Origin of the sequence: Streptomyces sp. NPDC006335 (assembly GCF_040612795.1) — a bacterium.
Taxonomy (GTDB): Bacteria; Actinomycetota; Actinomycetes; order Streptomycetales; family Streptomycetaceae; genus Streptomyces.
This window is the reverse complement of record NZ_JBEXQX010000001.1, coordinates 16,730-42,189: the sequence shown is the minus strand read 5'-3', so window position 1 is coordinate 42,189 and position 25,460 is coordinate 16,730. Positions and strand designations below refer to the sequence as shown.

The following is a 25,460-nucleotide window of genomic DNA, read 5'->3' as shown; positions in this document are numbered from 1 at the left end:
CCGGGCTCGCGAGGACCGGGGTGCGATCCTCCGGGGATGACCGAAGAGGGTGTGGGTGGACCGGCGCACGGCGAGGCGCACGGCGGTGGGCTCGGCGCCCGGCTCAACTGGCTGCGCGCGGCCGTCCTCGGCGCGAACGACGGCATCGTCTCCACGGCGGGCCTCGTCGTCGGGGTGGCCGGCGCGACGAGCGACCGCGCGGCGCTGCTGACTGCGGGTCTGGCGGGCCTGCTGGCCGGCTCGATGTCCATGGCGGCCGGGGAGTACGTGTCGGTGTCGACCCAGCGCGACTCCGAGATGGCGGCGTTGGCCCTGGAGAAGCGGGAACTGCGCGAACAGCCCGAGGCGGAGCTGGAGGAGTTGACGGAGCTTCTGGAGGAGCGGGGCCTGTCCCGGGACGTGGCCCGCGAGGCGGCGGAGCAACTCACGGAACGCGACGCGCTGCGGGCCCACGCACGCGTGGAGCTCGGCATCGACCCGGACGAACTGACCAACCCCTGGCACGCGGCCTGGGCGAGCTTCGTGGCGTTCACGGCGGGGGCGTTGCTGCCGCTGCTCGCCATCGTGCTGCCACCGTCGGGGTGGCGGGTGCCGGTGACGGTGGTGTCGGTGGTGGCGGCGCTGGTGCTGACGGGGTGGAGCAGCGCGCGGTTGGGGGCCGCGGCCGCGGGACGGGCGGTGGCGCGGAACGTCGGAGGCGGCGTGCTGGCCATGGGGGTCACGTACGGGGTCGGGGTGTTGCTGGGGGCGGCGGGGGTCGGCTGACATCTCGGTGCCGCAATCGGCTCAGTCCCCGCCCGTTCCGCCTCGCCGCTGACGTCCCTTGGCGGAGATCGCCAAGAAGCAAGCGCGTACCACTGGTAATACTTGTGGGTAACAACGTCTAGCCGTGCCCGACCAGCGGTTCTACGGTGCACGCATGCCGAACCTCCCCGACGTCGTGGTCTGGTCCATCCCCGCCTTCGTGCTGCTCACCGTCATCGAGATGATCAGCGTCCGAATCCATCCGGACGAAGACGCGGCCGGCTACGAGACGAGGGACGCCGCCACCAGCCTGGGCATGGGACTCGGCAGCCTCTTCTTCGACTTCCTGTGGAAGATCCCGATCGTCGCCATCTACACGGCCCTGTACGAGCTCACCCCGCTCCGTGTCCCCGTCCTGTGGTGGACGGTCCCCCTGATGCTGCTCGGGCAGGACTTCTTCTACTACTGGTCCCACCGCGGCCACCACGTCATCCGCATCCTGTGGGCCTGTCACGTCGTCCACCACTCCAGCCGGAAGTTCAACCTCACCACCGCGCTGCGCCAGCCCTGGACGAGCCTGACCGTCTGGCCGTTCTACGTCCCCCTCGTCGCCGTCGGAGTCCACCCGGCCACGCTCGCCTTCTGCTCCTCAGCGAACCTCGTCTACCAGTTCTGGATCCACACCGAGCGCATCGACAAGATGCCCCGCTGGTTCGAGTCCGTCTTCAACACCCCGTCCCACCACCGCGTCCACCACGCCTCCCAGGGCGGCTACCTGGACCGCAACTTCGGCGGGATCCTCATCGTCTGGGACCGGCTCTTCGGCTCGTTCGTCGCCGAGACCGAACGGCCCGTCTACGGGTTGACCAAGAACATCAACACGTTCAACCCGATCAAGGTGGCCACACACGAGTACGTGGCGATCGTCAAGGACGTCAAGAAAGCACGGAGTTGGCGTGAGCGGGCCGGGCGGGTGTTCGGCGGACCGGGATGGCAGCCGTCGCCGCCGACGGAACGGGAACCGACGGCGGAACCGGAACCGATGACGGAACCGGCTCCGCCGACGGCACCGGAACCGGCCGCGGCCGAAGGGAATGCGGCCGCGTGAGAGGCCGTCCCGAGCGGCAGGCATCCACACCTGCCCCGTCCGGGCCGACCCCGCGCGCGCGTTCCGTCGCCGCTCTCCTGCTCGCCTGCTTCGCCGCCGCCGGCCTCACCGACCTCATCTCCCTGGCCGCCGGTTTCGATGGCGGCCACGTCGTCACCAAGCCCCTGCTCATGCCGCTCCTCGCCGCCTGGGCGGCCCTCCGCGGCGCACCACGCCTGCTCGTCACCGCACTCCTGTGCGGCTGGGGCGGCGATGTCCTTCTGCTGTCCGACACCGGCCCGGCGTTCCTCGCCGGCATGGCCTGCTTCGCCGCGGGACACGTCTGCTACATCGCGCTCTTCAGGCGCCACGGCACGCCACGCACGCGTGCCCTCCTCCCGGCCCCCGCCTACGCCCTCTCCCTCGCCACCATGGTCGCCCTCCTGTGGCCGGACCTGCCGACGGACCTCCGGGTCCCCGTCGCCGGCTACAGCACCCTGCTCGTGGCGATGGCGTACACCGCCGCCGGACTCGGCCTCGCCACCGGACTGGGCGGCGTGCTCTTCGTCCTCTCGGACACCCTCATCGCGACCGGCGTCGCCGACTGGCCCCAGCTCCCACGCCCCGATTTCTGGATCATGCTCACCTACCTCGCCGCGCAGTTCCTGCTGGCCGGCGGCACCCGACGAGCCCTCGAACCGCGCCCGGGACCCATGGCGACCCACGGTGAGAAACGCTCGACCGCCCCCTGAGCACCGCCACGACCGTAACGACCCCCACGACCGTCACGACCGCCCACGAGGAGAACCCGGTCCTCGTCACCGACCAGCGGTCGCGACCGTGGGTCGGCAACCAGCCGTCACCGCGCGGCTCTCACCAGTGGATCGGCAGCGGCAGCGCCGTCAGCAGCCCCGACACCGCGACCACCAGCCCCAGGGCGGCGACCTCCGCGCGCGCGGGGACACAGGCGGTCAGTGGGTCGGGGGCGCGGCGCAGCCGGGTCCGGGCCGACAGGGCGAGCGCGGCGACGACCGCCACCAGGAGCACCTTGGCGAGCAGAGCGCGCCCGTAGGCCGTGTCCGTCAGCGTCTCCAGGAGCGCGCCGGGTGGCAAGCGGCGCAGCGAACTCCACACGCCGGTCGCGGAGAGGGCGGCAAGCAGAACGGCGGCCACGCGCGCGTAGAGCCCGAGCAGCGCCACGCCCGGCTCCGCGGGGCCCCAGTGGCGCAGCGTCCGCAGCACGCGCAGGAGTCCGCCGGCCCACAGCGCCGCGCACGTGAGGTGAACCAGCGTCAGCCCGGAGCCGATCAGCGGACTCTGCTCGGTCGCGGGATGCGCGCGCAGGGCCTCCGCCACCACCACGACGGCAAGGGGCCACACCTGGGCGGCAGGGCGGCCCGAACCGGCGCACAAACCGGCCAGCAGGAACGCGTTGACCTCCAGCAGGGCCAACTTGCCGTCCCGCGAGGCGTACAGGCCGCCGACATCGATCTCGGAGAGACTGTGGGGCACCAGATTGCCGGTCGCCACGACCGACGCCAGAGCCAGTGAGGCGAGGAACCCGGCGCCGGCGGCGCAGAGGGCCCAGGATCGCGGCACGTTCGGGAGAGCGCCGGGTACCGAGCGGGCCAGCCGGTCCACGAACAGTTCGCCCAGCGGCACGCACAACGCCACGAACAGCACCGCCCGCAGCAGAGCCACCCCGCCGACCCCGGGCGCCGCGGCCTCCTCGGTGCCGTGCAGCGCGGCGGACGGACCGAGCGACGGTATCGCCAGGGCCGGCACCGCGAGGACGAGGACGGCGACCGCCCGGCCGACGCCCGGGCGCCGCGGGGGACCGCTCGCGTCGGTCGCCTCGGAGGCGGGTCTCGGCAGGGTCACCCCACGATCGTGACCACAACGGACAGAACCGGGCAACTACTGGGAAACAAGTGGTGGTACGGCATTCCACCCATACATGCGTTTCCGGTCCCGGCGTCGGTTCGGCCCGCCCGCTCAGTGCCAGCGCGGGGCATCCGTCCCCCAGGGCACCGGCGGCCGGCCCCAGTCCACCGGGCCGCCCTCGAAGGAGACCGGAGACAACGCGTACCGCAGCCGCCCGAGCGCGCTGTCCGCCTCCGACAACCAGGGCCCGGGCCCGTCGAAGGCACCGCTCCCGGCGTCCCCCGCGGCCGTGCCACCCGCGCCGTCCGCGCTCTCCACGCCGTCCGTCAGCCACTTGGCCGTCCGCGCGAGTGCCAGCCGCACGAACCGGCTCCCACCGTCGTACGACTGCTCGTGCAACGCCCGCAACACGGCTGCCGCCAGCAGATAGCCCGTCCCGTGGTCGAGGGCCTGCGCGGGCAGCGCACCCGGCCGCTCCGCCGAGCCCTCCAGCACCGCGATCCCGGTGGCCGCCTGTACGAGGCTGTCGAAACCCCGCCGTTCACGCCAGGGCCCGTACGCGCCCCACGCCGACAACTGGGCGACGACCAGCCCGGGCCGCCGTTCCGCCAGTGCCTCGGCGGACAGTCCGAACCGGTCCAGCGCGCCCGGCCGGTACCCGGTGACGACCACGTCCGCCGCCGCGAGCAGCTCCTCGAAGGTCTGCCGGTCGGCGCCCAGGTCGAGTGTCGCCGACCGCTTCCCGAGGCCGGTGTCGGCGTGCTGGTCGGGCAGTTCGGGAAGCCGGGGCGCGTCCAGGCGCAGCACGTCAGCGCCGAGCAGGGCGAGCGTGCGGGTGGCGACCGGGCCCGCGAGCACCCGTGTCAGGTCCAGGACGCGCAGCCCGGCGGCCGGCAGCAGGGGAGAGGCGCCGACCGGAGCGAAGGCACGCGCGCGTGCCGTGTCCAGCCGCCCTCGCTCGACCAGTGGCCGTTTCGCCACCTCGGCCGCCTGTGGATGGGCGGCCCATTCCTCGGGGGAGCGCAGGGCGACGGCGAGCCCCCCGGCCGCGTACACGGCTTCCTCGACGTCCAGGGCGGACCGCTCGGCCAGCGCCGCCCCGACGGCCGCCGCGTCCTCCGCCACCCCCAGCGCGTCGAGCAGCCGCGCCCGGTGGTGCGGGTAGTTCGCGTGCGTCCGCACCCACCCGTCCGCCGTCCGCCAGAACCGGGACAGCGGTGCGAAGGCGACCGGTGCGCGCCCCTCGATCAGCAGGTGACGCTCGCTCAGGAAAGCGGTGGCGACCGCCCCGTCGTCCACCAGCACCGTCGGCGGCTCGGTGAGACCGGCCCGCCGCGCCCCGAGTTCGGCGGCGGCCAGTGCGCACTCACCCACACAGGCCCGCGCGAGATCCAGCACGGGAAGGCGCCCCTCAAGAGCGCCTTCCCGCACCACAAACTTGATTCCAGTCATGACTGCACTATGCAATATTGACGGAATCAATATAAGGACGACCCTTGATCGTCCCGTACCGCTACTTCGTCACGGCGTCCAGTGCGTCCACCGTGCCCCAGCCGTAGAAGCCGTTGCGGTTCTTGGAGCCCTCGCACACCGCGTCGACCTTGCCGTCGCCGTTGATGTCGTAGGGGTCCGTGCACGGCGTGGCGTCCGCCTCCGCGTACAGCAGCGCCTTCACCAGGGCCGGCGGGGCATACGGGTGCGTCGACTTGATCAGGGCGGCCACGGCCGCGGCGTGCGGCGAGGCCATCGACGTACCGGCCATGTAGCCCCACTTGCCGCCGGGCAGCGTGCCCAGGATCAGACCGCTGGTCGCGGGCGGCGCGGGCGTCTGGTAGGCCGTCGAGTCACCGCCGGGCGCGGCGACGTCGATGACGCCCAGGCCGTAGTTGGAGAAGGACGACTTGATGCCCTTGGCCCCGGTCGACGCGACCGTCACGACACCCGGCAGCTGGGTCGGTATGTCGAAGCACTCCGACGGGTCGATCACCCGGTCCGAGGGCGTGCCGTCGTTGGGCGAGACCGGGTCGGTGATCTCGTCGGCCGCGAGGTCGTAGTTCTCGTTGCCGGCCGCGGCGACGTTGACCACGCCCCGCTTCTCCGCGTACCGCGAGGCCCGGGTGACCGCCTCCACGAGGGCCTTCTGGTCCGGGTCGTCGGTGCAGTTGAAGTACCACGGGTCGGTGTAATAGCTGTTGTTGGTGACGTCGACGCCGTGCGTGGCCGCCCACATGAAGCCGCAGACGACGGCCTCCGTGTAGAAGTAGCCCGCGGTGGTCGACACCTTGATGCCCGCCACCTTCACACTGGGCGCCACGCCCGTCATGCCGACGCCGTTCTTGGCGGCCGCGATCTCACCGGCCACGTGCGTGCCGTGCGGGCTCTCCTCGGCGCTCGGCCGCCAGGCCCCGTCGGTGGTGTCCGGCTTGCCCGTCACGCAGTTGACCGAGGCGGCCCGGTCGAAGTTCGGCGCGAGGTCCGGGTGGGTGTCGTCCACGCCCGTGTCGATCACGGCGACGGTCACCTTGCTGCTGCCGAGCGACTTCTCGTGCGCCTTGTCCGCCTTGATGGCCGGCAGGTCCCACTGCAACGACTCAAGGGGGTCCTGGCCGGCGTCGGCGGCGGCCTGCGCGGCGGTCATCTGCGCCGCGCTGAGCGCCTTCGGCGTCCCCTCGTCGGTCGTCGACTGCGCGGGCAGCGGCGCGTTGCGCGTGTTGCCCGCCGACTCGACCCCGCGGACCTTGCGGATCGTCTTGGCGAAGTCGGGGTTCGACGAGTGGACGACGATCACACCGATCCGGTCGTACGACGTCACGATCGTGCCGCCGGCCTTCGCGATGGCCTTCTTCACCTGGGCGGAAGGACCGTGCCCGGGAGGGACGTTGACGACGTAGCTGAGCGCTGTCCCGTCCGTGGCGGCGGAGGCGAGGACGTCGCTGACGGTACCGGTGGCACCGGCGGCGGTGCCGGACAGGCCGGTCGCGGACGCCGTGGCACCCGGCAGGAACGCCATGGCCGTCGCGATGGCCATACCGAGCGGGATCGCGAGCGTGCGCCGGTAGCGCGGGTGGGGCCCAGTCATGATGTGAATCTCTCCAGTTCGTACTCGATGCAAGCGGTTCGTGCGGGTGGTGCCGGGTCGGGCGAGGTCTCGGACCGGGCGGGTCACTTGACCGCGCGCAGCGCGTTGACGATGCCGAAGCCGTAGAACCCGTTGGCCCGGGTGCCGCCCTCGCACACCGCGTCCTGCGTGCCGTCGCCGTCCTGGTCGTACGAGGCCGGGCAGCTCGTGGCGTCCGCCTGCGCCTTCAGCAGCGCCTGCAACTGGGCCGGGCTCGCCTTGGGGTGCGTCGACTTCAGCAGCGCGGCGACGCCCGCGGCGTGCGGCGAGGCCATCGAAGTGCCCTGCAGGAAGCCGTACGCGCCGTTCGGCATGGTCGACAGGATGCGGCCGTTCTGCGAGGGCGTGTCCGGGATCTGGTACAGCCGGTCGCCGCCGGGGGCCGCGACGTCGATGACGCCCTTGCCGTACGAGGAGTAGTACGACTTGAGGTTCTTGACGCCCGTCGCGCTGACCGTGACGACACCCGGAAGCTGCGTCGGCACGTCGAAGCACTCGTGCGGGTCGACGGTCCGCTCCACCGGCGTCGAGTCGTCGGGGCTCGAGTCGTCGACGATCGCGTCGGAGTCCAGGTCATCGTTGGAGTTGCCCGCCGACGCCAGGCTGAGCGTGCCCTTCTTCTGCGCGTACCGCTGCGCCCTGTTGACCGCGTCAACAATGGCCCGCTGATCGGGATCGTCCATGCAGTTGTACAGCCATGGATCAACGTAGTAGCTGTTGTTCGTGATCTCGACGCCGTGGTCGGCCGCGAACACGAACGCGCACACGACGCTCTCGGGATAGAAGAGGCCGTTGCTCCGGTCGGTCACGTTGATGGCCGACACCTTCACCCCGGGCGCGACCCCGGCCACGCCGATGCCGTTGCGGGCGGCGGCGATCTCACCGGCCACATGCGTGCCGTGGTAGTCGTCCGCGGTGTACGGCCGCCAGGCGCCGGCGCTGGTGTCCGGGACACCGCCGTCGCAGTTGGCCGACTGCGAGGCGGAGAAGTTCGGCGCGATGTCGGGGTGGGTGTCGTCGACGCCGGTGTCGATCACGGCGACGGTCACCTTGCGGCTGCCCGGGTTGATCTTGGCGGCCTTGTCGGCGCCGATCGCGCGCAGGTCCCACTGGTCGGCCTCGAGGGGCTCGCTGTCCGGTGTGGCGGCCGAGGACTTCGCGATCTTCGCGGCCTGCGCGGCCGTCAGGACCTGGACCGCGCCCTCGTCCGTCGTGCCGGCCGGGGTCAGCGCCGAGGTACGGGTGGCGCCGGCGGACTGCACGCCGCGCACCTTGCGGATCTTCTGGGCGAAGTCCGGGGCGGCGGAGTGGACGACGATCACGCCGATCTTCTCGTACGCGATCACGACGGTGCCGCCGGCCTTCGGTATCGCCTTCTTCACCGACGCGATCGTGCGGTGGTCCACCTTGGTGTTGACGACGTAGGACAGGTTCGTCGCGTCCGCGGCCTGAACCGCGGTCTCCCCGAAGGGCGCGGCCGAGGCAGCCGCGGGCAGGAAGCCGAGCGAGGCCGTGAGGGACAGCACGACGGGCACAGCGAGCGCGAGACGGCGACGGGAATGTCTCGAACGTCTGGAACGCGGCTGGGACATGGGGTCTCCACATCATCCGGAAACGAAACCGGCCCGAGACACAGGTGTCGCTCGGGCAGGTACATGACGGGTGGTGCAGGCCGAAGCTATCTCCCGAAGTCGCTGGCCAGCAATGACTTCCCCAAGGTGAGTTCGGAAAGAAGCAAAGCGAGTTGAACCGCTCCCAGCGCGGCGCCGTGACCTTGAACAGGGAACGCGAGGACACTCGCCCCCGATCCCCGTCACAACCGCCACCCGCAACGCGAGGAGAGTCCGTGTCCACCGACGCACCGCCACCCTCGAAAGAGACGCACAAACTCCCCACCACCGAGGAGTTCACCGAGGTGCAGGAGAGCGCGGAGTTCGGTGAACTGCGCCGCTCCTACCGCTCCTTCGCCTTTCCGCTGACCGTCGGCTTCATCGCCTGGTACCTGCTGTACGTCCTGCTGTCCAACTACGCGGGCGACTTCATGGGCACCAAGCTCTTCGGCAACATCAACGTGGCCCTCGCCCTGGGCCTCGCGCAGTTCCTGACCACGTTCCTCATCGCCTGGTGGTACTCGCGAGTCGCCGCCGCCAAGTTCGACCCCAAGGCCGAGGCGATCAAGTCCCGGATGGAGGGCGGCGCATGAGCCCCGCGATCACCCTGGCGGCCGGCGAGGCCAGCGAGCACCGGCCGCTGATCATCAGCCTCTTCGCGGTCTTCGTCGTCGCGACCCTGGTCATCACGGTCTGGGCCGGACGCCAGACCAAGGACGCCTCCGACTTCTACGCGGGCGGCCGCCAGTTCACCGGTTTCCAGAACGGCCTCGCCGTCTCCGGCGACTACATGTCCGCGGCGTCCTTCCTCGGCATCGCGGGCGCCATCGCCCTCTTCGGCTACGACGGCTTCCTGTACTCCATCGGCTTCCTGGTCGCCTGGCTCGTCGCCCTGCTCCTGGTCGCCGAACCACTGCGCAACTCCGGCCGCTACACGATGGGTGACGTCCTCGCGTACCGGATGCGCCAGCGCCCGGTCCGCACGGCGGCCGGCACCTCCACGATCGTCGTCTCGATCTTCTACCTGCTGGCCCAGATGGCGGGCGCGGGCGTTCTGGTCTCCCTGCTGCTCGGCATCACCAGCGACGCCGGCAAGATCGGCATCGTCGCCCTGGTCGGCGTCCTGATGATCGTGTACGTCACCATCGGCGGCATGAAGGGCACCACCTGGGTCCAGATGGTCAAGGCCGTCCTGCTGATCGCGGGCGCCCTGCTGCTGACCTTCCTGGTGCTGCTGAAGTTCGACTTCAACGTCTCCGACCTGCTCGGCTCCGCCGCCGACAACAGCGGCAAGGGCGCGGCCTTCCTGGAGCCGGGCCTGAAGTACGGCGCCACCGGCACCACCAAGCTGGACTTCATCTCGCTCGGCATCGCCCTGGTCCTCGGCACCGCCGGTCTGCCGCACATCCTGATCCGCTTCTACACGGTGCCCACCGCCAAGGCCGCCCGTAAGTCGGTCATCTGGGCCATCGGCCTCATCGGCGCCTTCTACCTGATGACCCTCGCCCTCGGCTTCGGCGCCGCGGCCCTCATCAAGCCGGACGAGATCATCGCCTCCAACAAGGCGGGCAACACGGCGGCGCCACTGCTGGCACTGCATCTGGGCGGCGTCGACTCCAACTGGGGCGCGATCCTGCTGGCCACCATCTCGGCGGTCGCCTTCGCCACGATCCTCGCGGTCGTCGCCGGCCTCACCCTGGCCTCGTCGTCGTCCTTCGCGCACGACATCTACGCCAACGTCATCAAGCGGGGCCAGGCCACCGAGAAGCAGGAGATGAGCGCGGCCCGCTGGGCGACCGTCGGCATCGGCGCCGTCTCCATCCTGCTGGGCGCCCTCGCCCGTGACCTGAACGTCGCGGGCCTCGTCGCCCTCGCCTTCGCGGTCGCCGCCTCGGCGAACCTGCCCACGATCATCTACAGCCTGTTCTGGAGGCGGTTCACCACTTCGGGCGCCCTGTGGTCGATCTACGGCGGTCTCGTCACGGCGGTCGGCCTGGTGCTGTTCTCGCCGGTCGTCTCCGGCAAGCCCTCCTCGATGTTCCCCGACGTCGACTTCCACTGGTTCCCGCTGGAGAACCCGGGCATCATCTCGATCCCGGTCGGCTTCCTGCTCGGCATCATCGGCACCTACCTCTCCAAGGAGGAGCCGGACAAGGGCAAGTACGCGGAGCTGGAGGTCCGGTCGCTGACCGGCACCGGAGCCCACTGACAGGCCCCCTGGAGCGGCCGCCTCGTAGATCCCTACGACGCGGCCGCTTCGTACGTCGTGGGATCGGGCACTGTCGTTGTCAGTGACGTCACGTAGGCTCGCAAGTGACGGAAACGATGGAGTCGGCACTGATCCGCGACGAGGGAGGGGGCCCACGTGCTCATCGACACCTATGGCCGGCAGGCCACCGACCTGCGCGTCTCGCTGACCGACCGCTGCAACCTGCGGTGCACGTACTGCATGCCGGAAGAGGGCCTGCAGTGGCTGGCCAAGCCGGACCTGCTCACCGACGACGAGATCGTCCGCCTGATCGACATCGCGGTCACCTCCCTCGGCATCGAGGAGGTCCGCTTCACCGGCGGCGAGCCCCTGCTGCGCCCCGGTCTGGTCGGCATCGTCGAGCGCGTCGCGGCCCTGGAGCCGCGACCCCAGATGTCCCTCACCACCAACGGCATCGGTCTCAAGCGCACCGCCAAGGCCCTGAAGGCGGCGGGCCTGGACCGGGTCAACGTCTCCCTGGACACCCTGCGCCCGGACGTCTTCAAGACCCTCACCCGCCGCGACCGCCACCGGGACGTCCTGGAGGGCCTGGACGCCGCCCGCGAGGCGGGTCTGACCCCGGTCAAGGTGAACTCCGTCCTGATGCCCGGACTGAACGACGACGAGGCCCCCGACCTCCTCGCCTGGGCGGTGGAGCACGACTACGAACTGCGCTTCATCGAGCAGATGCCCCTGGACGCCCAGCACGGCTGGAAGCGCGACGGCATGATCACCGCAGGGGACATCCTGACCTCCCTGCGCACCCGTTTCGACCTCACCGAGGAGGGTGCCGAGAAGCGCGGATCGGCCCCCGCGGAGCGCTGGATCGTCGACGGCGGCCCCCATGTGGTCGGCGTCATCGCCTCGGTCACCCGCCCCTTCTGCGCGGCCTGCGACCGCACCCGCCTCACGGCCGACGGCCAGATACGCACCTGCCTGTTCGCCCGCGAGGAGACGGACCTGCGAGCGGCCCTGCGCTCCGACGCCGGCGACGAGGAGATCGCCCGAATCTGGCGCGAGGCGATGTGGGGCAAGAAGGCGGGCGCGGGCCTCGACGACCCGACGTTCGTCCAGCCGGACCGTCCGATGTCCGCGATCGGCGGCTAGGCCCCCTCGGGCGCCCGCCAGTCCTCGAACTTCACGACGTCCTTGAGGAAGCCCCGTACTCCGAGGAACTGGGACAGGTGCTCCCGGTGCTCCTCACAGGCCAGCCACGTCTTGCGCCGCTCCGGCGTGTGGATCTTCGGGTTGTTCCACGCGAGCACCCACACGGCGTCGACGCGGCAACCCTTCGCGGAGCAGATGGGGGTCTCGTCACTCACGGATTTCGACTCACGGATTTCGTCTCACAAGCGGGGTGGAAAAGGCGACGCCGAGCAGCCACGGGGGGAGCTGCCCGGCGTCGGTCTGTCGCTCCGACGGGGGATGCGGAGCGCGTACGAAGTATGTCACGGGTAACCCTTGGCCCGGCACCGGAACAACATGATTGATCTGAGCTTTTCTTGAGCTTGGTTCCGGCAAGACCTGTCAGGTCCGCTCGCGCGGTTCCCCCCGGGCACCCGACGCCGCCCCGCCCGCACCGGCTTCCGGCACGGGTTCCGCGAAGTCGTCCTCGGCCCGCGGCGGCATGATCATCGGCCGGGTCGGTACGGTCACGAAGGTCGACGGCAGTGAGGGCGCGTTCTCCCGCCCCGCGTTGGCGATGACGACGGCGATGTAGGGCAGAACCGCCCCCAGCACCAGCGCCACGATCGCGACGTGCCGTTCGACGTTCCAGAGTGTGGCCGCGAGCACCACCGACAGCGTACGGACCGTCATCGAGATGACGTACCGGCGCTGACGTCCGCGCACGTCCTCCTGAAGGCTCGTCCGGGCTCCGGTGATCCGGAACACCTGGGCGCCACCGCCTCCATGCTGCTTCCGCATCACATTCCACCATCCGCCCGCATCGGACTGCTCCCGGCTCCGCATCCGCCCCCGTACCCGGTGGAGGTACCGGGCCCGGACAGCTTCCACGTTACGCCGCGCCTGCGCCGCCTACGAGACCGGGGCACCTCCCGTCCGGACCGCCGACCTCACCCCCGGCGCGTACAGCCGTACCCGACATGCGGCGTAGTGCGAACGGACCGACACTGGCCGTAATGCTCACGTAGAGCCGTACGAGGAGGCATCCATGGGCTGGTTGTGGGCGATCATCGTGGGATTCGTGCTGGGCCTGATCGCGAAGGCGATCATCCCCGGCAAACAGCACAGTCCCCTGTGGCTGACCACCATCTTCGGCATGCTCGGCGCCATCGCCGGCAACGCCATGGCGCGTGGGTTCGGCGTGGACGAGACCTCCGGCATCGACTGGAGCCGGCACGCCTTCCAGCTCATCGCGGCGATCATCATCGTCGCCGTCGGCGACATGCTCTACATGGCGACGCTGGGCAAGCGGAAACGGCGGCGGGTCTGAGAGCCGTACGACGAAGGGGGCGCCCCTCCGTGAGGAGGGGCGCCCCCTTGTGCCGTGCCGAGACCTACGCGGACGTGACCTCGACCGCCGCGAGGTTCTTCTTGCCCCGGCGCAGCACCAGCCAGCGACCGTGCAGCAGGTCCTCCTCGGCGGGAACGGCGTCCTCGGCCGCGACCTTGACGTTGTTCACGTAGGCCCCGCCCTCCTTCACCGTCCGCCGCGCGGCCGACTTGCTCGCGACGAGCCCGACCTCGGCGAACAGATCCACCACGGCGCCGAGCTCGGCGACCTGCATGTGCGGCACCTCGGAGAGGGCCGCGGTCAGCGTCCGCTCGTCCAGCTCCGCCAGCTCACCCTGGCCGAAGAGCGCCTTGGACGCGGCGATCACCGCGGTCGTCTGGTCGGCGCCGTGCACCAGCGTCGTCAGCTCCTCGGCCAGCGCCCGCTGCGCGGCCCGGGCCTGCGGCCGCTCCTCGGTCTGCTTCTCCAGCTCCTCCAGCTCCTCGCGGGACCGGAAGGACAGGATGCGCATGTACGTCGAGATGTCCCGGTCGTCGACGTTCAGCCAGAACTGGTAGAACGCGTACGGCGTCGTCATCTCGGCGTCGAGCCAGATGGCCCCGCCCTCGGTCTTGCCGAACTTGGTGCCGTCCGCCTTGACCATCAGCGGCGTCGCCAGACAGTGCACCGAGGCGTCGGGCTCCAGCCGGTGGATCAGGTCCAGACCCGCCGTGAGGTTGCCCCACTGGTCGCTGCCGCCCTGCTGGAGCGTGCAGCCGTGCCGCCGGTACAGCTCCAGGAAGTCCATGCCCTGGAGCAACTGGTAGCTGAACTCCGTGTAGCTGATGCCCTCCTGGGACTCCAGGCGCCGGGCGACCGAGTCCTTGGTCAGCATCTTGTTGACGCGGAAGTGCTTGCCGATGTCCCGCAGGAACTCGATGGCCGACATGCCGGCCGTCCAGTCCAGGTTGTTCACCATCACCGCGGCGTTCTCGCCCTCGAAGGACAGGAACGGCTCGATCTGCGCGCGCAACCGGTTCACCCAGTTCGCGACCGTCTCCGGGTCGTTCAGCGTGCGCTCCGCCGTGGGGCGCGGGTCGCCGATCTGACCGGTCGCCCCGCCCACCAGCGCCAGCGGACGCAGACCGGCCTGCTGAAGCCGGCGCATGGTGAGCACCTGCACCAGGTGACCGACGTGGAGACTGGCCGCGGTCGGGTCGAAACCGCAATAGAACGTGACGGGACCGTCCGCGAGCGCCTTGCGCAAAGCGTCCTCGTCAGTGGACAGGGCCCACAGCCCCCGCCACTTCAGCTCGTCGACGATGTCCGTCACGGTTCTCGTATCTCCTAGAAAGGTCCTCGGGCAGTCGAGTGACTACCGGCTACGAGGTTATACGCCCTGACTGACAGAACTCATATTGAAATCCGGCACCCGCAGCGCCGGCATCGCGGCCCTGGTGAACCAGTCGCTCCACTCCCTCGGCAGCGTCTTCTCGGTCCGCCCCGCCTCCGTCGCCCGCCCCAGCAGGCCGACCGGCGACTCGTTGAACCGGAAGTTGTTCACCTCGCCCGTCACCTCGCCGTTCTCGACGAGGTACACGCCGTCCCGGGTCAGACCGGTCAGCAGCAGCGTGGCCGGGTCGACCTCGCGGATGTACCACAGGCAGGTCAGCAGCAGCCCGCGCGTGGTGTTCGCGACCATCTCCTCCAGGGACAGGTGGTCCTGGCCGCCGTCCAGGATCAGGTTGCCGATCGCCGGGGCCACGGGCAGCCCGGTCAGGGCCGCGCTGTGCCGGGTGGTGGTCAGACGCGCCAGCGTGCCCTGCCGTACCCACTCGGTCGCCCCGACCGGAAGGCCGTTGTCGAACACCGACTGGTCGCCCCCGGAGGAGTGCGCCACGACGAACGGCGCGGTCTCCAGGCCGGGCTCGTTAGGGTCGCTGCGCAGCGACAGCGGCAGCTCGGTGAGCGCCTCGCCGACCCGGGTGCCGCCGCCCGGCTTGGAGAACACCGTCCGCCCCTCGACCGCGTCCCGCCCGGACGCCGACCACAACTGGTAGATCAGCAGGTCGGCGACCGCGGTCGGCGGCAGCAGCGTCTCGTACCGTCCCGCGGGCAGCTCGACGCGCCGCTCGGCCCATCCCAGGCGTACGGCGAGCTCGGCGTCCAGAGCGGCCGGGTCGACGTCCTTGAAGTCCCGCGTGGAGCGTCCGGCCCAGGCCGAGCGGGTCCGGTCCGGCGACTTGGCGTTGAGCTCCAGCGTGCCGTTGGGCTGGTCGTGGCGCAGCCGCAGCCCCGTGGACGTGCCCAGGTACGTCGAGACGAGCTCGTGGTTGGCGAAGCCGTACAGCTCGCGGCCGCCCGCACGCGCGCGTGCGAAGGACTCGCCGAGCGCCGGCGCGAAGTCGGCGAAGACGGCCGAGGAGGTCTCGGCGGGCGCGTCCGTGAAGTCTGGGGACTCCGGTACGCCCGTGACCAGCGGCTGGGCGTCCTCGGCGGGTCCGGCACCGCGGGCGGCGGCCTCGGCGGCCCGCACCAGCGGTTCCAGCTCGTCCGTGGTCACCGCGGACCGGGAGACCACTCCGGAGGCGGTGCCCTCCTTGCCGTCGACGGTCGCGACGACGGTGAGCGTGCGCCCGCGCGTGACGCCGTTCGTGGTGAGCGCGTTGCCCGCCCAGCGCAGGTTGGCGGTCGACTGCTCGTCGGCGATCACGACACAGCCGTCCGCGCGCGACAGCGCGAGGGCCCGCTCGACGATCTCGTGCGGCTTGATGGTGCGGGCGCTCATCGACCGGCCTCCTGGGTCGTGTTGAGGATATTGACGCCCTTGAAGAGGGCCGACGGGCAGCCGTGCGAGACGGCCGCGACCTGGCCCGGCTGGGCCTTGCCGCAGTTGAAGGCGCCGCCGAGGACATAGGTCTGCGGGCCGCCCACCGCGGCCATCGAACCCCAGAAGTCCGTGGTGGTCGCCTGGTAGGCGACGTCCCGCAGCTGCCCGGTGATCCGCCCGTTCTCGATCCTGAAGAACCGCTGGCCGGTGAACTGGAAGTTGTAGCGCTGCATGTCGATCGACCAGGAGCGGTCCCCGACGACGTAGATGCCCCGGTCCACACTCCCGATGAGGTCCTCCGTGGACATCCCGGCCGGGTCCGGCTGGAGCGAGACGTTGGCCATGCGCTGCACCGGGACATGGCCGGGGGAGTCGGCGTAGGCGCACCCGTTGGACCGTTCGAAGCCGGTCAGCTTCGCGATCCGCCGGTCCAGCTGGTAGCCGACGAGGGTGCCGTCCTTCACCAGGTCCCAGGACTGGCCCGCGACGCCCTCGTCGTCGTAGCCGATGGTCGCGAGGCCGTGCTCGGCGGTGCGGTCACCGGTGACGTTCATCAGCTCGGAGCCGTAGCGCAGCTTGCCGAGCTGGTCGAAGGTGGCGAAGGAGGTGCCGGCGTAGGCCGCCTCGTAGCCGAGCGCGCGGTCCAGTTCGGTGGCGTGGCCGATGGACTCGTGGATGGTCAGCCAGAGGTTGGACGGGTCGACGACGAGGTCGTACAGGCCGGCCTCGACGCTGGGCGCGCGCATCTTCTCGGCGAGCAGCTCGGGGATCTGCTCCAGCTCGCTCTCCCAGTCCCAGCCGGTGCCCGTGAGGTACTCCCAGCCCCGCCCGACCGGCGGCGCGATGGTCCGCATGGAGTCGAACTCACCGCTGGACTCGTCGACCGACACGGCCGTCAGGGACGGGTGCAGCCGGACCCGCTGCTGGGTGGTCACCGTGCCCGCGGTGTCGGCGTAGAACTTGTTCTCGTGCACGGTGAGCAGCGAGGCGTCGACGTGGTTGACGCCGTTCGCCCCCAGCAGTCGGGCGCTCCAGTCCGCGAGCAGCGCCGCCTTCTCCTCGTCGGGCACGGAGAACGGATCGATCTCGTACGACGAGATCCACGTACGGTCGGCGTGCACGGGCTCGTCGGCGAGCTCCACGCGCTCGTCGGAACCGGCGGCCCGGATCACCTGTGCGGACAGCTTGGCCATGGCGACGGCCTGCGAGGCGACCTTGGCGGCGGCGTCCAGCGTCAGGTCCACGCCCGACGCGAAGCCCCAGGTGCCGCCGTGCACGACCCGCACCGCGTACCCGAGGTCGGTGGTGTCCGAGGAGCCGGACGGCTTGGCGTCCCGCAGCCGCCAGGCCGCGCTGCGCACCCGCTCGAACCGGAAGTCCGCGTGCTCGGCGCCGAGCGCACGCGCGCGTGCCAGCGCGGCGTCGGCGAGGGCACGTAGGGGAAGCGCTGTGAAGGCTTCGTCGATGGTATGAGGCACCTGGGTCTCTTCCTGTCGGCATGAGGTGGGCGACGGTAGCCCCGATCATGTCGCGGCGACCGGTGCGCGGACCACACGTTTCCGACCCCCGTCGGCAACTTTCTGTAGGGACCCGACAGTGAGTCCCGTAAGCCACTGTCGGTGCCCGAATGTCCTCCGGCGGGAGCGGCCCGATAGGTTTTCGGAGAAGCCGCCTGTCATCCAGGGTGTTCGGGCGGATGTGTCAGACCCCAAGGGAAAGGGTGATCCGTTGAGCCGCTCGGTTCTCGTCACCGGAGGCAACCGGGGCATCGGCCTCGCCATCGCCCGCGCATTCGCCGATGCCGGCGACAAGGTCGCCATCACGTACCGCTCGGGTGAGCCGCCGGCCGGCTTCCTGGCCGTCAAGTGCGACATCACCGACACCGAGCAGGTGGAGCAGGCCTACAAGGAGATCGAGGCCCAGCACGGCCCGGTCGAGGTCCTGATCGCCAACGCCGGCATCACCAAGGACCAGCTCCTGATGCGCATGTCCGAGGAGGACTTCACCTCGGTCGTCGACACCAACCTCACCGGCACCTTCCGCGTGGTCAAGCGCGCCAACCGCGGCATGCTGCGCGCCAAGAAGGGCCGAGTCGTCCTGATCTCCTCGGTGGTCGGCCTCTACGGCGGCCCCGGGCAGGCCAACTACGCCGCTTCCAAGGCCGCCCTGGTCGGCTTCGCCCGCTCGCTCGCCCGTGAGCTGGGCTCGCGCAACATCACCTTCAACGTCGTGGCGCCCGGGTTCGTCGACACCGACATGACCAAGGTGCTCACCGACGAGCAGCGCGAGGGCATCGTGAAGCAGGTGCCGCTCGGTCGTTACGCGCAGCCCGAGGAGGTCGCCGCGACGGTGCGGTTCCTCGCCTCGGACGACGCCTCGTACATCACTGGAGCCGTCATCCCCGTTGACGGCGGACTGGGAATGGGTCACTGAACACCATGAGCGGAATTCTCGAGGGCAAGCGCGTCCTGATCACCGGTGTGCTGATGGAATCCTCCATCGCGTTCCACGCCGCGAAGCTGGCCCAGGAGCAGGGCGCCGAGATCATCCTGACCGCCTTCCCGCGGCCCACGCTGACCGAGCGCATCGCCAAGAAGCTCCCCAAGCCCACCAAGGTCATCGAGCTCGACGTCACCAACGACGAGCACATGGGCCGCCTGGCCGACGTGGTCGGCGAGGAGCTCGGCGGCCTCGACGGCGTCGTGCACTCCATCGGCTTCGCGCCACAGGACGCGCTCGGCGGCAACTTCCTGAACACGCCGTTCGAGTCCGTGGCCACCGCCATGCACGTCTCGGCGTACTCCCTGAAGTCGCTCACCATGGCCTGCCTGCCGCTGATGCAGAACGGCGGCTCGGTCGTCGGCCTCACCTTCGACGCGCAGTACGCCTGGCCGCAGTACGACTGGATGGGCCCGGCCAAGGCCGCCCTGGAGGCCACCAGCCGCTACGTCGCACGCGACCTGGGCAAGCAGAACATCCGCTGCAACCTGATCTCCGCGGGTCCGCTCGCCTCCATGGCCGCCAAGTCCATCCCGGGCTTCAGCGACCTGGCCGCGGTCTGGGACGACCGCTCCCCGCTGGAGTGGGACCTCAAGGACCCGGAGCCGGCCGGCAAGGGCATCGTCGCCCTGCTGAGCGACTGGTTCCCGAAGACCACGGGCGAGATCATCCACGTGGACGGCGGCCTGCACGCCATCGGCGCCTGATCTCCCGTACGACGTCGGCGCCCCGTTCCCCCTGGGAGCGGGGCGTCCCCCGTTCGGCCTACCAGGCCGGGCGCGCACGGCCGGCAACTGGGCACCCTGGATTACGCGTTCACCCGTGATTCCCTCCCCAGTACGGCCGAGGAGGTCCCCTTGTGCGCCTGTCCCGCAGTCTGGCCTCAGTGACCGCAGCCGTCTGTCTCGTGGTGTCCCTGTCGTACGAAGCGATGTCGCACGCACGCGTGGAAGAGCCCGCAGCCGCTCCTTCGGAGCTGTTCGGCGCCTCCTGCCGCAGCAGGATCACCGGCTCCCGAGTGACCGCCTACTGCCACAACCCCTATCCGCGCACCGACGGCGTCCGCCTGCACATCGAGTGCGACCGCTGGTGGGACCTCGACACCGACGGCGCCGAGGTCGAGGCCGGGCCCGCGCAGACCGTGCGGCTGACCGGCAGGTGCTGGAAAGAGGTCCGCTCGGTGTGGATCAGCCACCGGAAGCTGGCGCGCTGAACCGTCCCGGACGGCACAGGAAGGGGTAGCCGGCCGCCTCCTCCGCGGCCGCCGCCGCGTCGCCCGCGCGGATCGCGTCGACGAGCCGGGTGTGGTCCATGTACGTCTCCGGCGTCAGCTCCTCGCCGACGTCCTCGCGCAGCCAGTCCCGCAGCACCTCGCCGAGGTCCGCGTACATCTCGGTCATCACGTCGTTGTGCGAGGCGGCCACCACGGCCAGGTGGAAGGTGGCGTCCGCCGTGACGAAGGCCTCCGCGTCGCCCGACGCCCAGGCCTCGTCGCGCCGGACCAGGAGCACGTCGAGCTGCTTGAGGTCCTTCTCGGTGCGCCGCTCGGCGGCCAGCCGCGCCGCGGACGACTCCAGGGTGGAGCGCAGCTCGGCGACGTGCCGGGGGTCCGCGTCGGCGAACCTGCGGTGCATCACGCCCGCCAGCTCACTGGTCGCCACGACGTACGTCCCCGAGCCCTGGCGGATGTCCAGCAGACCGTTGTGCGCGAGCGCCCGGACGGCCTCGCGGACGGTGTTGCGGGCCACGCCGAGCTGCTCGACCAGCTCCGGCTCGGTCGGGATCCGGGAGCCGACCGGCCACTCGCCCGAGGTGATCTGGTTGCGCAGCGCGGCGATGACCTGTTCGGACAGCGCCGAGCGGCGGGGATGGCTCAGGGGCATGGCACACCTTCGCACGGGCGGGACGGCAGAGGACGCCCCGGAGATGGACAACCAATCATCCCATGATTCTATGATGGGGGACATGGCCAGCGAGGAAACCCGGACAGTGAAGTCCACGAGCGCACGCAGTTCCGCGACCCCGCCCGACGGGGGATCCCCGGTGCCCGCCCCGCGCGCGTGGGCGGTGCGCCTGGTCGTCCTCGGCATCGTGCTGTCCGCACTCAACCTCCGCCCGGCCATCACCAGCCTCGGCGCCCTCCTCGAAGAGGTGCGCGACGGACTCGGCATGAGCGGCAGCGTGGCCGGCCTGCTCACCTCGGTCCCCCCGCTGTGCTTCGCCGTCTTCGGCGTCACGGCCCCCCGCCTGGCCCGCCGCTTCGGTGCCGGCGCGGTGGTGTGCGCGGGCATGGTCGCCATCACGGCAGGCCTGCTCATACGGCCGTACACGGGCTCCACGGCCGGCTTCCTGGCCGCCAGCGCCCTCGCCCTCATGGGCATCGCCGTCAGCAACGTCCTGATGCCGGTCATCGTCAAGCGCTGGTTCCCCGACCGGGTCGGCTCCATGACCGGCCTGTACTCGATGGCCCTGGCCCTCGGCACCTCGGTGGCGGCCGCCGTGACCGTTCCGGTGACCGAGGCGCTGGGCGGGAGCTGGCGGTCCGGGCTCACGGTGTGGGCGGTCCTGGCCGCGGCGGCCGTACTGCCGTGGATCCCGCTCGTACGGGACCGGGGGCCCGCGCCGACGGAGCCGCAGGTGGTCCAGAGCGTGCACACGCGCGTGGAGGGCGCCGGACCCGTCCGGCACGTCCACGCGCGCGTGGAGCCGGCCGCGCTGCGGATCACCCGGAGCCGGACCGCCTGGGCGCTTGCCGTCTTCTTCGGGCTCCAGGCCACCGCCGCCTACATCACCATGGGCTGGATGGCGCAGATCTTCCGGGACGCGGGCGTGCCCGCGAGCACCGCCGGGCTGCTGCTGGCCGTCACGATGGTGATGGGCGTCCCGCTCGCCTTCGTCATCCCGCGCGTGGCCACCCGGTTGCCGCACCAGGGTCCGATCGTGATCGCGCTCGGCGTCTGCGGTCTCGCCGGATACGCGGGCCTGTACCTCGCCCCCGCCGCCGGCGCCTGGGCCTGGGCCGTCCTGCTCGGCGTCTCCAACTGCGCCTTCCCGCTGGCCCTCACCATGGTCGGGATGCGCGCCAGGACCGGCGCGGGCGTCGCCCAGCTCTCCGCGTTCGCGCAGAGCACCGGCTATCTGATCTCCATCCCGGGACCGCTCCTGGTGGGCGTGCTCTACCAGCACAGCGGCGGCTGGGGCCTGCCGATCGCACTCATGGTCGGCCTGATGGTCCCGCAGATGGCGGTCGGCGTGCTCGCGGGCCGCGACCGTACGGTGGAGGACGAGGCCGCCCGCTGAGGCCACCCTGGCAACCTCGGTAAGAGACCGGGGTGCGAGACTGGCCGTATGCCAGTGCTCGATCCGAACCCCCAGAACGGCCAGAAGAAGATGCTGCTGGTCTTCGGCTCGTTCTTCGCCATCTTCGTCGTCATCGCGATCATCGCGACGATCGCCTCGCCCTGATCCTGCTCACCCCCCCACCTGCTCACCCCCTCGCCCGCTCTGCGAGCGGAGAGCGGGGTTCCTGGTGGGGTTAACCCCCCATCCCCTAGGGGGTGAGTGTCAGGGTCAACTGGGTGGATCACCGGATGGGTTGAGGGCCGCCCCTTCCGTACCTTCGAGATGTGACCGCGAGCAGCGGATCGCGCAGGACTCGAAGATCTGCGGAGGCACTCATGTCGGCCCCTACGCACACCCCGCCCCACCCGGCGACCCGGGGCGGCGTCGACATCCGGCTGCCCTGGTGGGCACTCGCACTGCCCACGATCGCCTTCGTGGTGCTCCTGGCCCTCATCCTCAATCCCGCCGACGCGCACGCGGCCTCCGGCGACCCCCTCGTCACCCGGTTCCTGGAGCGCGTACAGCAGCTCATAACGCGCTGAGCACCCACGAAGCCGCCCGTCAACTCCCTGCGCCCCATGGCCTGTTTCGTGCGAAGCTGGATCCCATGAGCGTCGCAGATCCCCGCAGGATTGTCCTTTTCCGGCATGCGAAAGCCGACTGGCCGCAGGTGACCGACCATGAGCGGCCGCTCGCCGAACGGGGCCGAAAAGATGCAGCGGAAGCCGGACTACGGCTGGTCGACTCCGGCATCCCCTTCGAGCTGGCCCTCTGCTCCACCGCGACCCGGACCCGTGAGACCTGGAAGCTCGCCGTGCAGGAGTTCCCGCACCGGCCGAAAACGGTCTACGAGGAGCGGATCTACGAGGCCTCACCGGGCGAGCTGATCGCGGTGCTGAACGAGACCCCGGACGACGTGCACAACGCCGTCCTGATCGGCCACAACCCCGGCGTGCAGGGCCTCGCCGACGTCCTCGCGGGCGCCGCCGAGGGGGACGCGCGCCAGCGGATGAGCGGCCGCGGCTTCCCGGCCGCCGCCTTCGCCGTCCTGTCCTTCAGCGGCCCCTGGAAGGCTCTGGAGCCCGGCGTGGCCACCCTCGTCGACTACTGGGCGCCGGCCGACTGACGAGGCACGCCCCACCCCGCTCGCGTGAGACACGTCAGGGCCCGGCACCACCACGGTGCCGGGCCCTGACGACGATCCGTCGTCGGGAGGTCAGTCCTCCTCGTGCGCGTCCGCCGCCTCGACCTCTTCGCGGGTGACGCCCAGCAGATACAGCACGGTGTCGAGGAAGGGCACGTTCACCGCGGTGTGCGCGGCCTCCCGCACCACCGGCTTGGCGTTGAAGGCGACCCCGAGCCCGGCCGCGTTGAGCATGTCCAGGTCGTTGGCGCCGTCGCCGATCGCCACCGTCTGGGACAGCGGCACGCCCGCCTCGGCGGCGAACCGGCGCAGCAGCCGCGCCTTGCCCGCACGGTCCACGATCTCCCCGGTGACCCGGCCCGTCAGCTTCCCGTCGACGATCTCCAGGGTGTTCGCCTGGGCGAAGTCCAGCCCCAGCCGGTCCTGCAGGTCGTCGGTCACCTGGGTGAACCCGCCCGAGACGACACCGACTTGGAAGCCGAGCCGCTTCAGCGTACGAATGAGGGTGCGCGCGCCCGGCGTCAGCCGTACCTCGGAGCGGACCTTGTCGACGACCGAGGCGTCCAGCCCCTCCAGCAGCGCCACGCGCGCGTGCAGCGACTGCTCGAAGTCCAGCTCACCGCGCATCGCGGCCGCGGTCACCTCCGCGACCTCGTCCTCGCAGCCGGCGTGCGCGGCGAAGAGCTCGATCACCTCGTCCTGGATGAGCGTGGAGTCCACGTCCATGACGACGAGCCGCTGGGCCCGGCGGTGCAGACCGGCGGCGACGACGGCCACGTCCACGCCGAGCTTGGCGGCGTCCGTCACCAGGGCGGTGCGCAGCGGCTCGGTCTCCACGCCGGACACCGCGAACTCGACGGCCGTCACCGGGTACTTGGCCAGCCGGAAGATACGGTCGATGTTGCCACCCGCCTTGGCGATCTTGGCGGCGATCGCGGCGGTGGCCTCCGCGGTGAGCGGGTGACCGAGCACGGTGACCAGGGAACGTCCGAGCCCTCGCGGCCGGTTGTCGCCGAGACCGGAGATGATCTCCGCCTGCATCTTGATCGACTCGGCCCAGCTGTGGACGGTCGCCCGCAGGTCACCCTCCAGCGTGCGGGGCGGCGCGGTCACGAGCGCGCACAGCACCATTCGGCCACGCGTGACGACCTGCTCGATGTCGACCACGTCGACGGAGTAGGCGGCGAGGGTGTCGAAGAGGCCGGCCGTGATGCCCGGCCTGTCCTTCCCGAAGATCTTGACGAGAAGGGTGGGGACGTCGGAGAACGAGGTCTGCTCAGCGCTCATGGTGTTCCCACCGTATCCGGCACCCAGTGCCTCCCGCTCCCGAGGTCCGCCTGCCGGACACGGAACGCTCGGTGTCGAGCGGGTGGCGAGATCCTTGCATGCCGGACACGCCTGCGGTGCGGTGGGGCTCCGCGGACGGGGCGGGGGCGCCGGGCCGGTTCGGGTGCGGCGGAGCCTCAGCGCCGTCCCTTCGGCTTCCCGGGCGGTGGTGGCGGGGGAGGAGGTGGTGGCGGGGGTGGCGGAGACTGTGGTCCCTCGTCATGGGCGGACGAACGCCGGTCGCCGGGTCGTCGTCGCGGGGAACGCGGAGGAGGGTCGATCGGGCCGACCACCGGGGGGGCACCGTAGACATGGTCGGGCGGGGGCGAGTCACCTGGCAGGGCCGGCCCGCCCGACGACTGAGAGCTGTCGTCGCGGGGCCGCACCACATCCTCGCCGTGCCGGTCCCCAGGGGACGATCGCGGCAGCTCGGGAGCGGGCGGCCCCCCGACCGACGCCGGCCCCGGCTCACCGGGCGGTGCGTCCTCGGACCGTCGGCCGGGCAACTCCTCCGGCACCCGCAGATACGGGTTCGTCACCGGATTCGGAGGCCGATAAGGCACACCGGGCACATACGGCCCGGCCCCGCCGCCATGCGCCTCGGTCTCGGGATCCTGGGCCCCGGACCTACCGCGGCCCGGCACGAAGCGACCGTCTTGCGCGTCGGATCGACCGGCATGGGGACCGGGCTGGCGTCCGTAGGGCCCGGCCCCGCCGCCGTCGTACGCCCCGGCCCCCTCTCCTCGCGGCGCGGTCTCGCCTTGGTGCGCCCCGAACCCGTCGTCGTAGGGCCCTGTCTGGCCCCCGTGTGGTCCGGCCCCGCCTTGGTGGGCACCGGGTCCGCCGGTGTAAGGCCCGGCGTCGCTGTCGTGCGCTCGGTTGCCACCGTCGTAGGCCCGGGTTCCGTCTCCTCGCGGCGCGGTCTCGCCTTGGTGTGCCCCGAACGCGTCGTCGTAGGGCCCCGTCTGGCCCCCGTGTGGTCCGGCCTCGCCTTGGTGGGCCCCGGGTCCGCCGGCATTCGTCCCGGCCTCGCCCCCGTGCTGCCCCGTCCCGCCTTGATAGGCCCCGGGTCCGCCGGCATTCGTCCCGGCCTCGCCCTCGTACGGCCGGGTGCCACCCTCGTACCCCCCAGATCCACCGACGGGCGGTCCCGCTGCGCCTCGGTCCGTCCCG

At 71.0% G+C, this 25,460-nt stretch carries 25 protein-coding genes; 14 read left to right on the top strand and 11 right to left on the bottom strand.

Going from position 1 to position 25,460, the window contains the following annotated elements; translation table 11 throughout:
• The first annotated feature begins 36 nt into the window (after positions 1 to 36).
• From ABZ098_RS00205 to ABZ098_RS00195, 3 genes are all read left to right on the top strand, one after another.
• Entirely contained in the window at positions 37 to 765 is a 729-nt protein-coding gene (locus ABZ098_RS00205) for a VIT family protein (protein WP_356585636.1), read from the top strand.
• 154 nt (positions 766 to 919) lie between these two features.
• Positions 920 to 1,852 (top strand): sterol desaturase family protein, encoded by a 933-nt coding sequence (locus ABZ098_RS00200; RefSeq protein WP_356585634.1) that lies wholly within the window; start codon positions 920 to 922, stop codon positions 1,850 to 1,852.
• A 77-nt stretch (positions 1,853 to 1,929) separates the two neighbouring features.
• The gene (locus tag ABZ098_RS00195; protein ID WP_356587569.1) at positions 1,930 to 2,583 is read left to right on the top strand and encodes a lysoplasmalogenase; all 654 of its coding nucleotides are present in this window, start codon (positions 1,930 to 1,932) and stop codon (positions 2,581 to 2,583) included.
• Between the two features lie 121 nt (positions 2,584 to 2,704).
• Here the strand turns inward: ABZ098_RS00195 and ABZ098_RS00190 are convergent, their stop codons facing one another.
• The 4 genes from ABZ098_RS00190 to ABZ098_RS00175 form a co-directional block, all read right to left on the bottom strand.
• A complete protein-coding gene (locus tag ABZ098_RS00190; RefSeq protein WP_356585632.1) occupies positions 2,705 to 3,712 on the bottom strand; it encodes a CopD family protein in 1,008 nt (335 codons plus the stop codon).
• A 114-nt stretch (positions 3,713 to 3,826) separates the two neighbouring features.
• The gene (locus ABZ098_RS00185) at positions 3,827 to 5,167 is read right to left on the bottom strand and encodes a CoA transferase (RefSeq protein ID WP_356585630.1); all 1,341 of its coding nucleotides are present in this window, start codon (positions 5,165 to 5,167) and stop codon (positions 3,827 to 3,829) included.
• A 61-nt stretch (positions 5,168 to 5,228) separates the two neighbouring features.
• A complete protein-coding gene (locus ABZ098_RS00180) occupies positions 5,229 to 6,794 on the bottom strand; it encodes a S8 family serine peptidase (protein WP_356585628.1) in 1,566 nt (521 codons plus the stop codon).
• Between the two features lie 83 nt (positions 6,795 to 6,877).
• Complete coding sequence (locus ABZ098_RS00175) at positions 6,878 to 8,425, bottom strand: S8 family serine peptidase (RefSeq protein ID WP_356585626.1); 1,548 nt, start codon at positions 8,423 to 8,425, stop codon at positions 6,878 to 6,880.
• Between the two features lie 254 nt (positions 8,426 to 8,679).
• On the opposite strand from ABZ098_RS00175, the gene ABZ098_RS00170 reads away from it, so the two are divergent.
• From ABZ098_RS00170 to moaA, 3 genes are all read left to right on the top strand, one after another.
• Positions 8,680 to 9,036, top strand: coding sequence for a DUF485 domain-containing protein (locus ABZ098_RS00170; RefSeq protein ID WP_356585624.1), 357 nt, complete (start codon positions 8,680 to 8,682; stop codon positions 9,034 to 9,036).
• The gene (locus ABZ098_RS00165) at positions 9,033 to 10,652 is read left to right on the top strand and encodes a cation acetate symporter (RefSeq protein WP_356585622.1); all 1,620 of its coding nucleotides are present in this window, start codon (positions 9,033 to 9,035) and stop codon (positions 10,650 to 10,652) included. Before ABZ098_RS00170 ends, ABZ098_RS00165 begins: the two co-directional genes overlap by 4 nt.
• Positions 10,653 to 10,808: 156 nt before the next feature.
• On the top strand, positions 10,809 to 11,798 hold the full coding sequence (gene moaA / locus ABZ098_RS00160; protein WP_356585620.1) for a GTP 3',8-cyclase MoaA: 990 nt from the start codon (positions 10,809 to 10,811) through the stop codon (positions 11,796 to 11,798).
• On the opposite strand, the gene ABZ098_RS00155 is transcribed toward moaA, so the two are convergent.
• Both ABZ098_RS00155 and ABZ098_RS00150 read right to left on the bottom strand, forming a co-directional pair.
• Complete coding sequence (locus ABZ098_RS00155; protein ID WP_356585618.1) at positions 11,795 to 12,013, bottom strand: hypothetical protein; 219 nt, start codon at positions 12,011 to 12,013, stop codon at positions 11,795 to 11,797. The genes moaA and ABZ098_RS00155 overlap by 4 nt on opposite strands.
• A gap of 205 nt (positions 12,014 to 12,218) precedes the next feature.
• A complete protein-coding gene (locus ABZ098_RS00150) occupies positions 12,219 to 12,617 on the bottom strand; it encodes a DUF3099 domain-containing protein (protein WP_356585616.1) in 399 nt (132 codons plus the stop codon).
• 247 nt (positions 12,618 to 12,864) lie between these two features.
• Here ABZ098_RS00150 and ABZ098_RS00145 point away from each other — a divergent pair, with 247 nt between their 5' ends.
• Positions 12,865 to 13,146, top strand: a complete 282-nt coding sequence (locus ABZ098_RS00145; protein WP_356585614.1) for a GlsB/YeaQ/YmgE family stress response membrane protein — start codon at positions 12,865 to 12,867, stop codon at positions 13,144 to 13,146.
• Positions 13,147 to 13,210: 64 nt separating this feature from the next.
• Here the strand turns inward: ABZ098_RS00145 and tyrS are convergent, their stop codons facing one another.
• The 3 genes from tyrS to ABZ098_RS00130 are packed head-to-tail and all read right to left on the bottom strand — an operon-like array spanning position 13,211 to position 17,454.
• Positions 13,211 to 14,479, bottom strand: a complete 1,269-nt coding sequence (tyrS, locus tag ABZ098_RS00140; protein WP_356585612.1) for a tyrosine--tRNA ligase — start codon at positions 14,477 to 14,479, stop codon at positions 13,211 to 13,213.
• A gap of 57 nt (positions 14,480 to 14,536) precedes the next feature.
• Positions 14,537 to 15,934: a metallopeptidase TldD-related protein gene (locus ABZ098_RS00135; RefSeq protein ID WP_356585610.1), complete on the bottom strand. Its 1,398-nt coding sequence runs from the start codon at positions 15,932 to 15,934 to the stop codon at positions 14,537 to 14,539.
• Positions 15,931 to 17,454: a TldD/PmbA family protein gene (locus tag ABZ098_RS00130; RefSeq protein ID WP_356585608.1), complete on the bottom strand. Its 1,524-nt coding sequence runs from the start codon at positions 17,452 to 17,454 to the stop codon at positions 15,931 to 15,933. Before ABZ098_RS00130 ends, ABZ098_RS00135 begins: the two co-directional genes overlap by 4 nt.
• A gap of 250 nt (positions 17,455 to 17,704) precedes the next feature.
• Here ABZ098_RS00130 and fabG point away from each other — a divergent pair, with 250 nt between their 5' ends.
• The 3 genes from fabG (at position 17,705) to ABZ098_RS00115 (ending at position 19,688) form a co-directional block, all read left to right on the top strand.
• Positions 17,705 to 18,409 (top strand): 3-oxoacyl-[acyl-carrier-protein] reductase, encoded by a 705-nt coding sequence (fabG, locus tag ABZ098_RS00125; RefSeq protein WP_356468410.1) that lies wholly within the window; start codon positions 17,705 to 17,707, stop codon positions 18,407 to 18,409.
• A 5-nt stretch (positions 18,410 to 18,414) separates the two neighbouring features.
• Complete coding sequence (gene fabI, locus ABZ098_RS00120; protein WP_031045467.1) at positions 18,415 to 19,182, top strand: enoyl-ACP reductase FabI; 768 nt, start codon at positions 18,415 to 18,417, stop codon at positions 19,180 to 19,182.
• 152 nt (positions 19,183 to 19,334) lie between these two features.
• Positions 19,335 to 19,688: a hypothetical protein gene (locus ABZ098_RS00115; RefSeq protein WP_356585606.1), complete on the top strand. Its 354-nt coding sequence runs from the start codon at positions 19,335 to 19,337 to the stop codon at positions 19,686 to 19,688.
• On the opposite strand, the gene ABZ098_RS00110 is transcribed toward ABZ098_RS00115, so the two are convergent.
• Positions 19,663 to 20,358 carry a FadR/GntR family transcriptional regulator gene (locus tag ABZ098_RS00110; protein ID WP_356585604.1) on the bottom strand — a complete coding sequence of 232 codons (696 nt, stop codon included), beginning with the start codon at positions 20,356 to 20,358 and terminating at the stop codon, positions 19,663 to 19,665. The genes ABZ098_RS00115 and ABZ098_RS00110 overlap by 26 nt on opposite strands.
• Positions 20,359 to 20,428: 70 nt before the next feature.
• On the opposite strand from ABZ098_RS00110, the gene ABZ098_RS00105 reads away from it, so the two are divergent.
• From ABZ098_RS00105 to ABZ098_RS00090, 4 genes are all read left to right on the top strand, one after another.
• Entirely contained in the window at positions 20,429 to 21,775 is a 1,347-nt protein-coding gene (locus ABZ098_RS00105; RefSeq protein WP_356585602.1) for a CynX/NimT family MFS transporter, read from the top strand.
• Positions 21,776 to 21,823: 48 nt separating this feature from the next.
• Complete coding sequence (locus ABZ098_RS00100) at positions 21,824 to 21,940, top strand: SGM_5486 family transporter-associated protein (RefSeq protein WP_086724758.1); 117 nt, start codon at positions 21,824 to 21,826, stop codon at positions 21,938 to 21,940.
• A gap of 212 nt (positions 21,941 to 22,152) precedes the next feature.
• A complete protein-coding gene (locus ABZ098_RS00095) occupies positions 22,153 to 22,359 on the top strand; it encodes a hypothetical protein (RefSeq protein WP_356585600.1) in 207 nt (68 codons plus the stop codon).
• Positions 22,360 to 22,424: 65 nt separating this feature from the next.
• The gene (locus ABZ098_RS00090; RefSeq protein WP_356585598.1) at positions 22,425 to 22,943 is read left to right on the top strand and encodes a histidine phosphatase family protein; all 519 of its coding nucleotides are present in this window, start codon (positions 22,425 to 22,427) and stop codon (positions 22,941 to 22,943) included.
• Positions 22,944 to 23,033: 90 nt separating this feature from the next.
• On the opposite strand, the gene serB is transcribed toward ABZ098_RS00090, so the two are convergent.
• Complete coding sequence (serB, locus tag ABZ098_RS00085; protein ID WP_356585596.1) at positions 23,034 to 24,248, bottom strand: phosphoserine phosphatase SerB; 1,215 nt, start codon at positions 24,246 to 24,248, stop codon at positions 23,034 to 23,036.
• Positions 24,249 to 25,460: the final 1,212 nt, after the last annotated feature.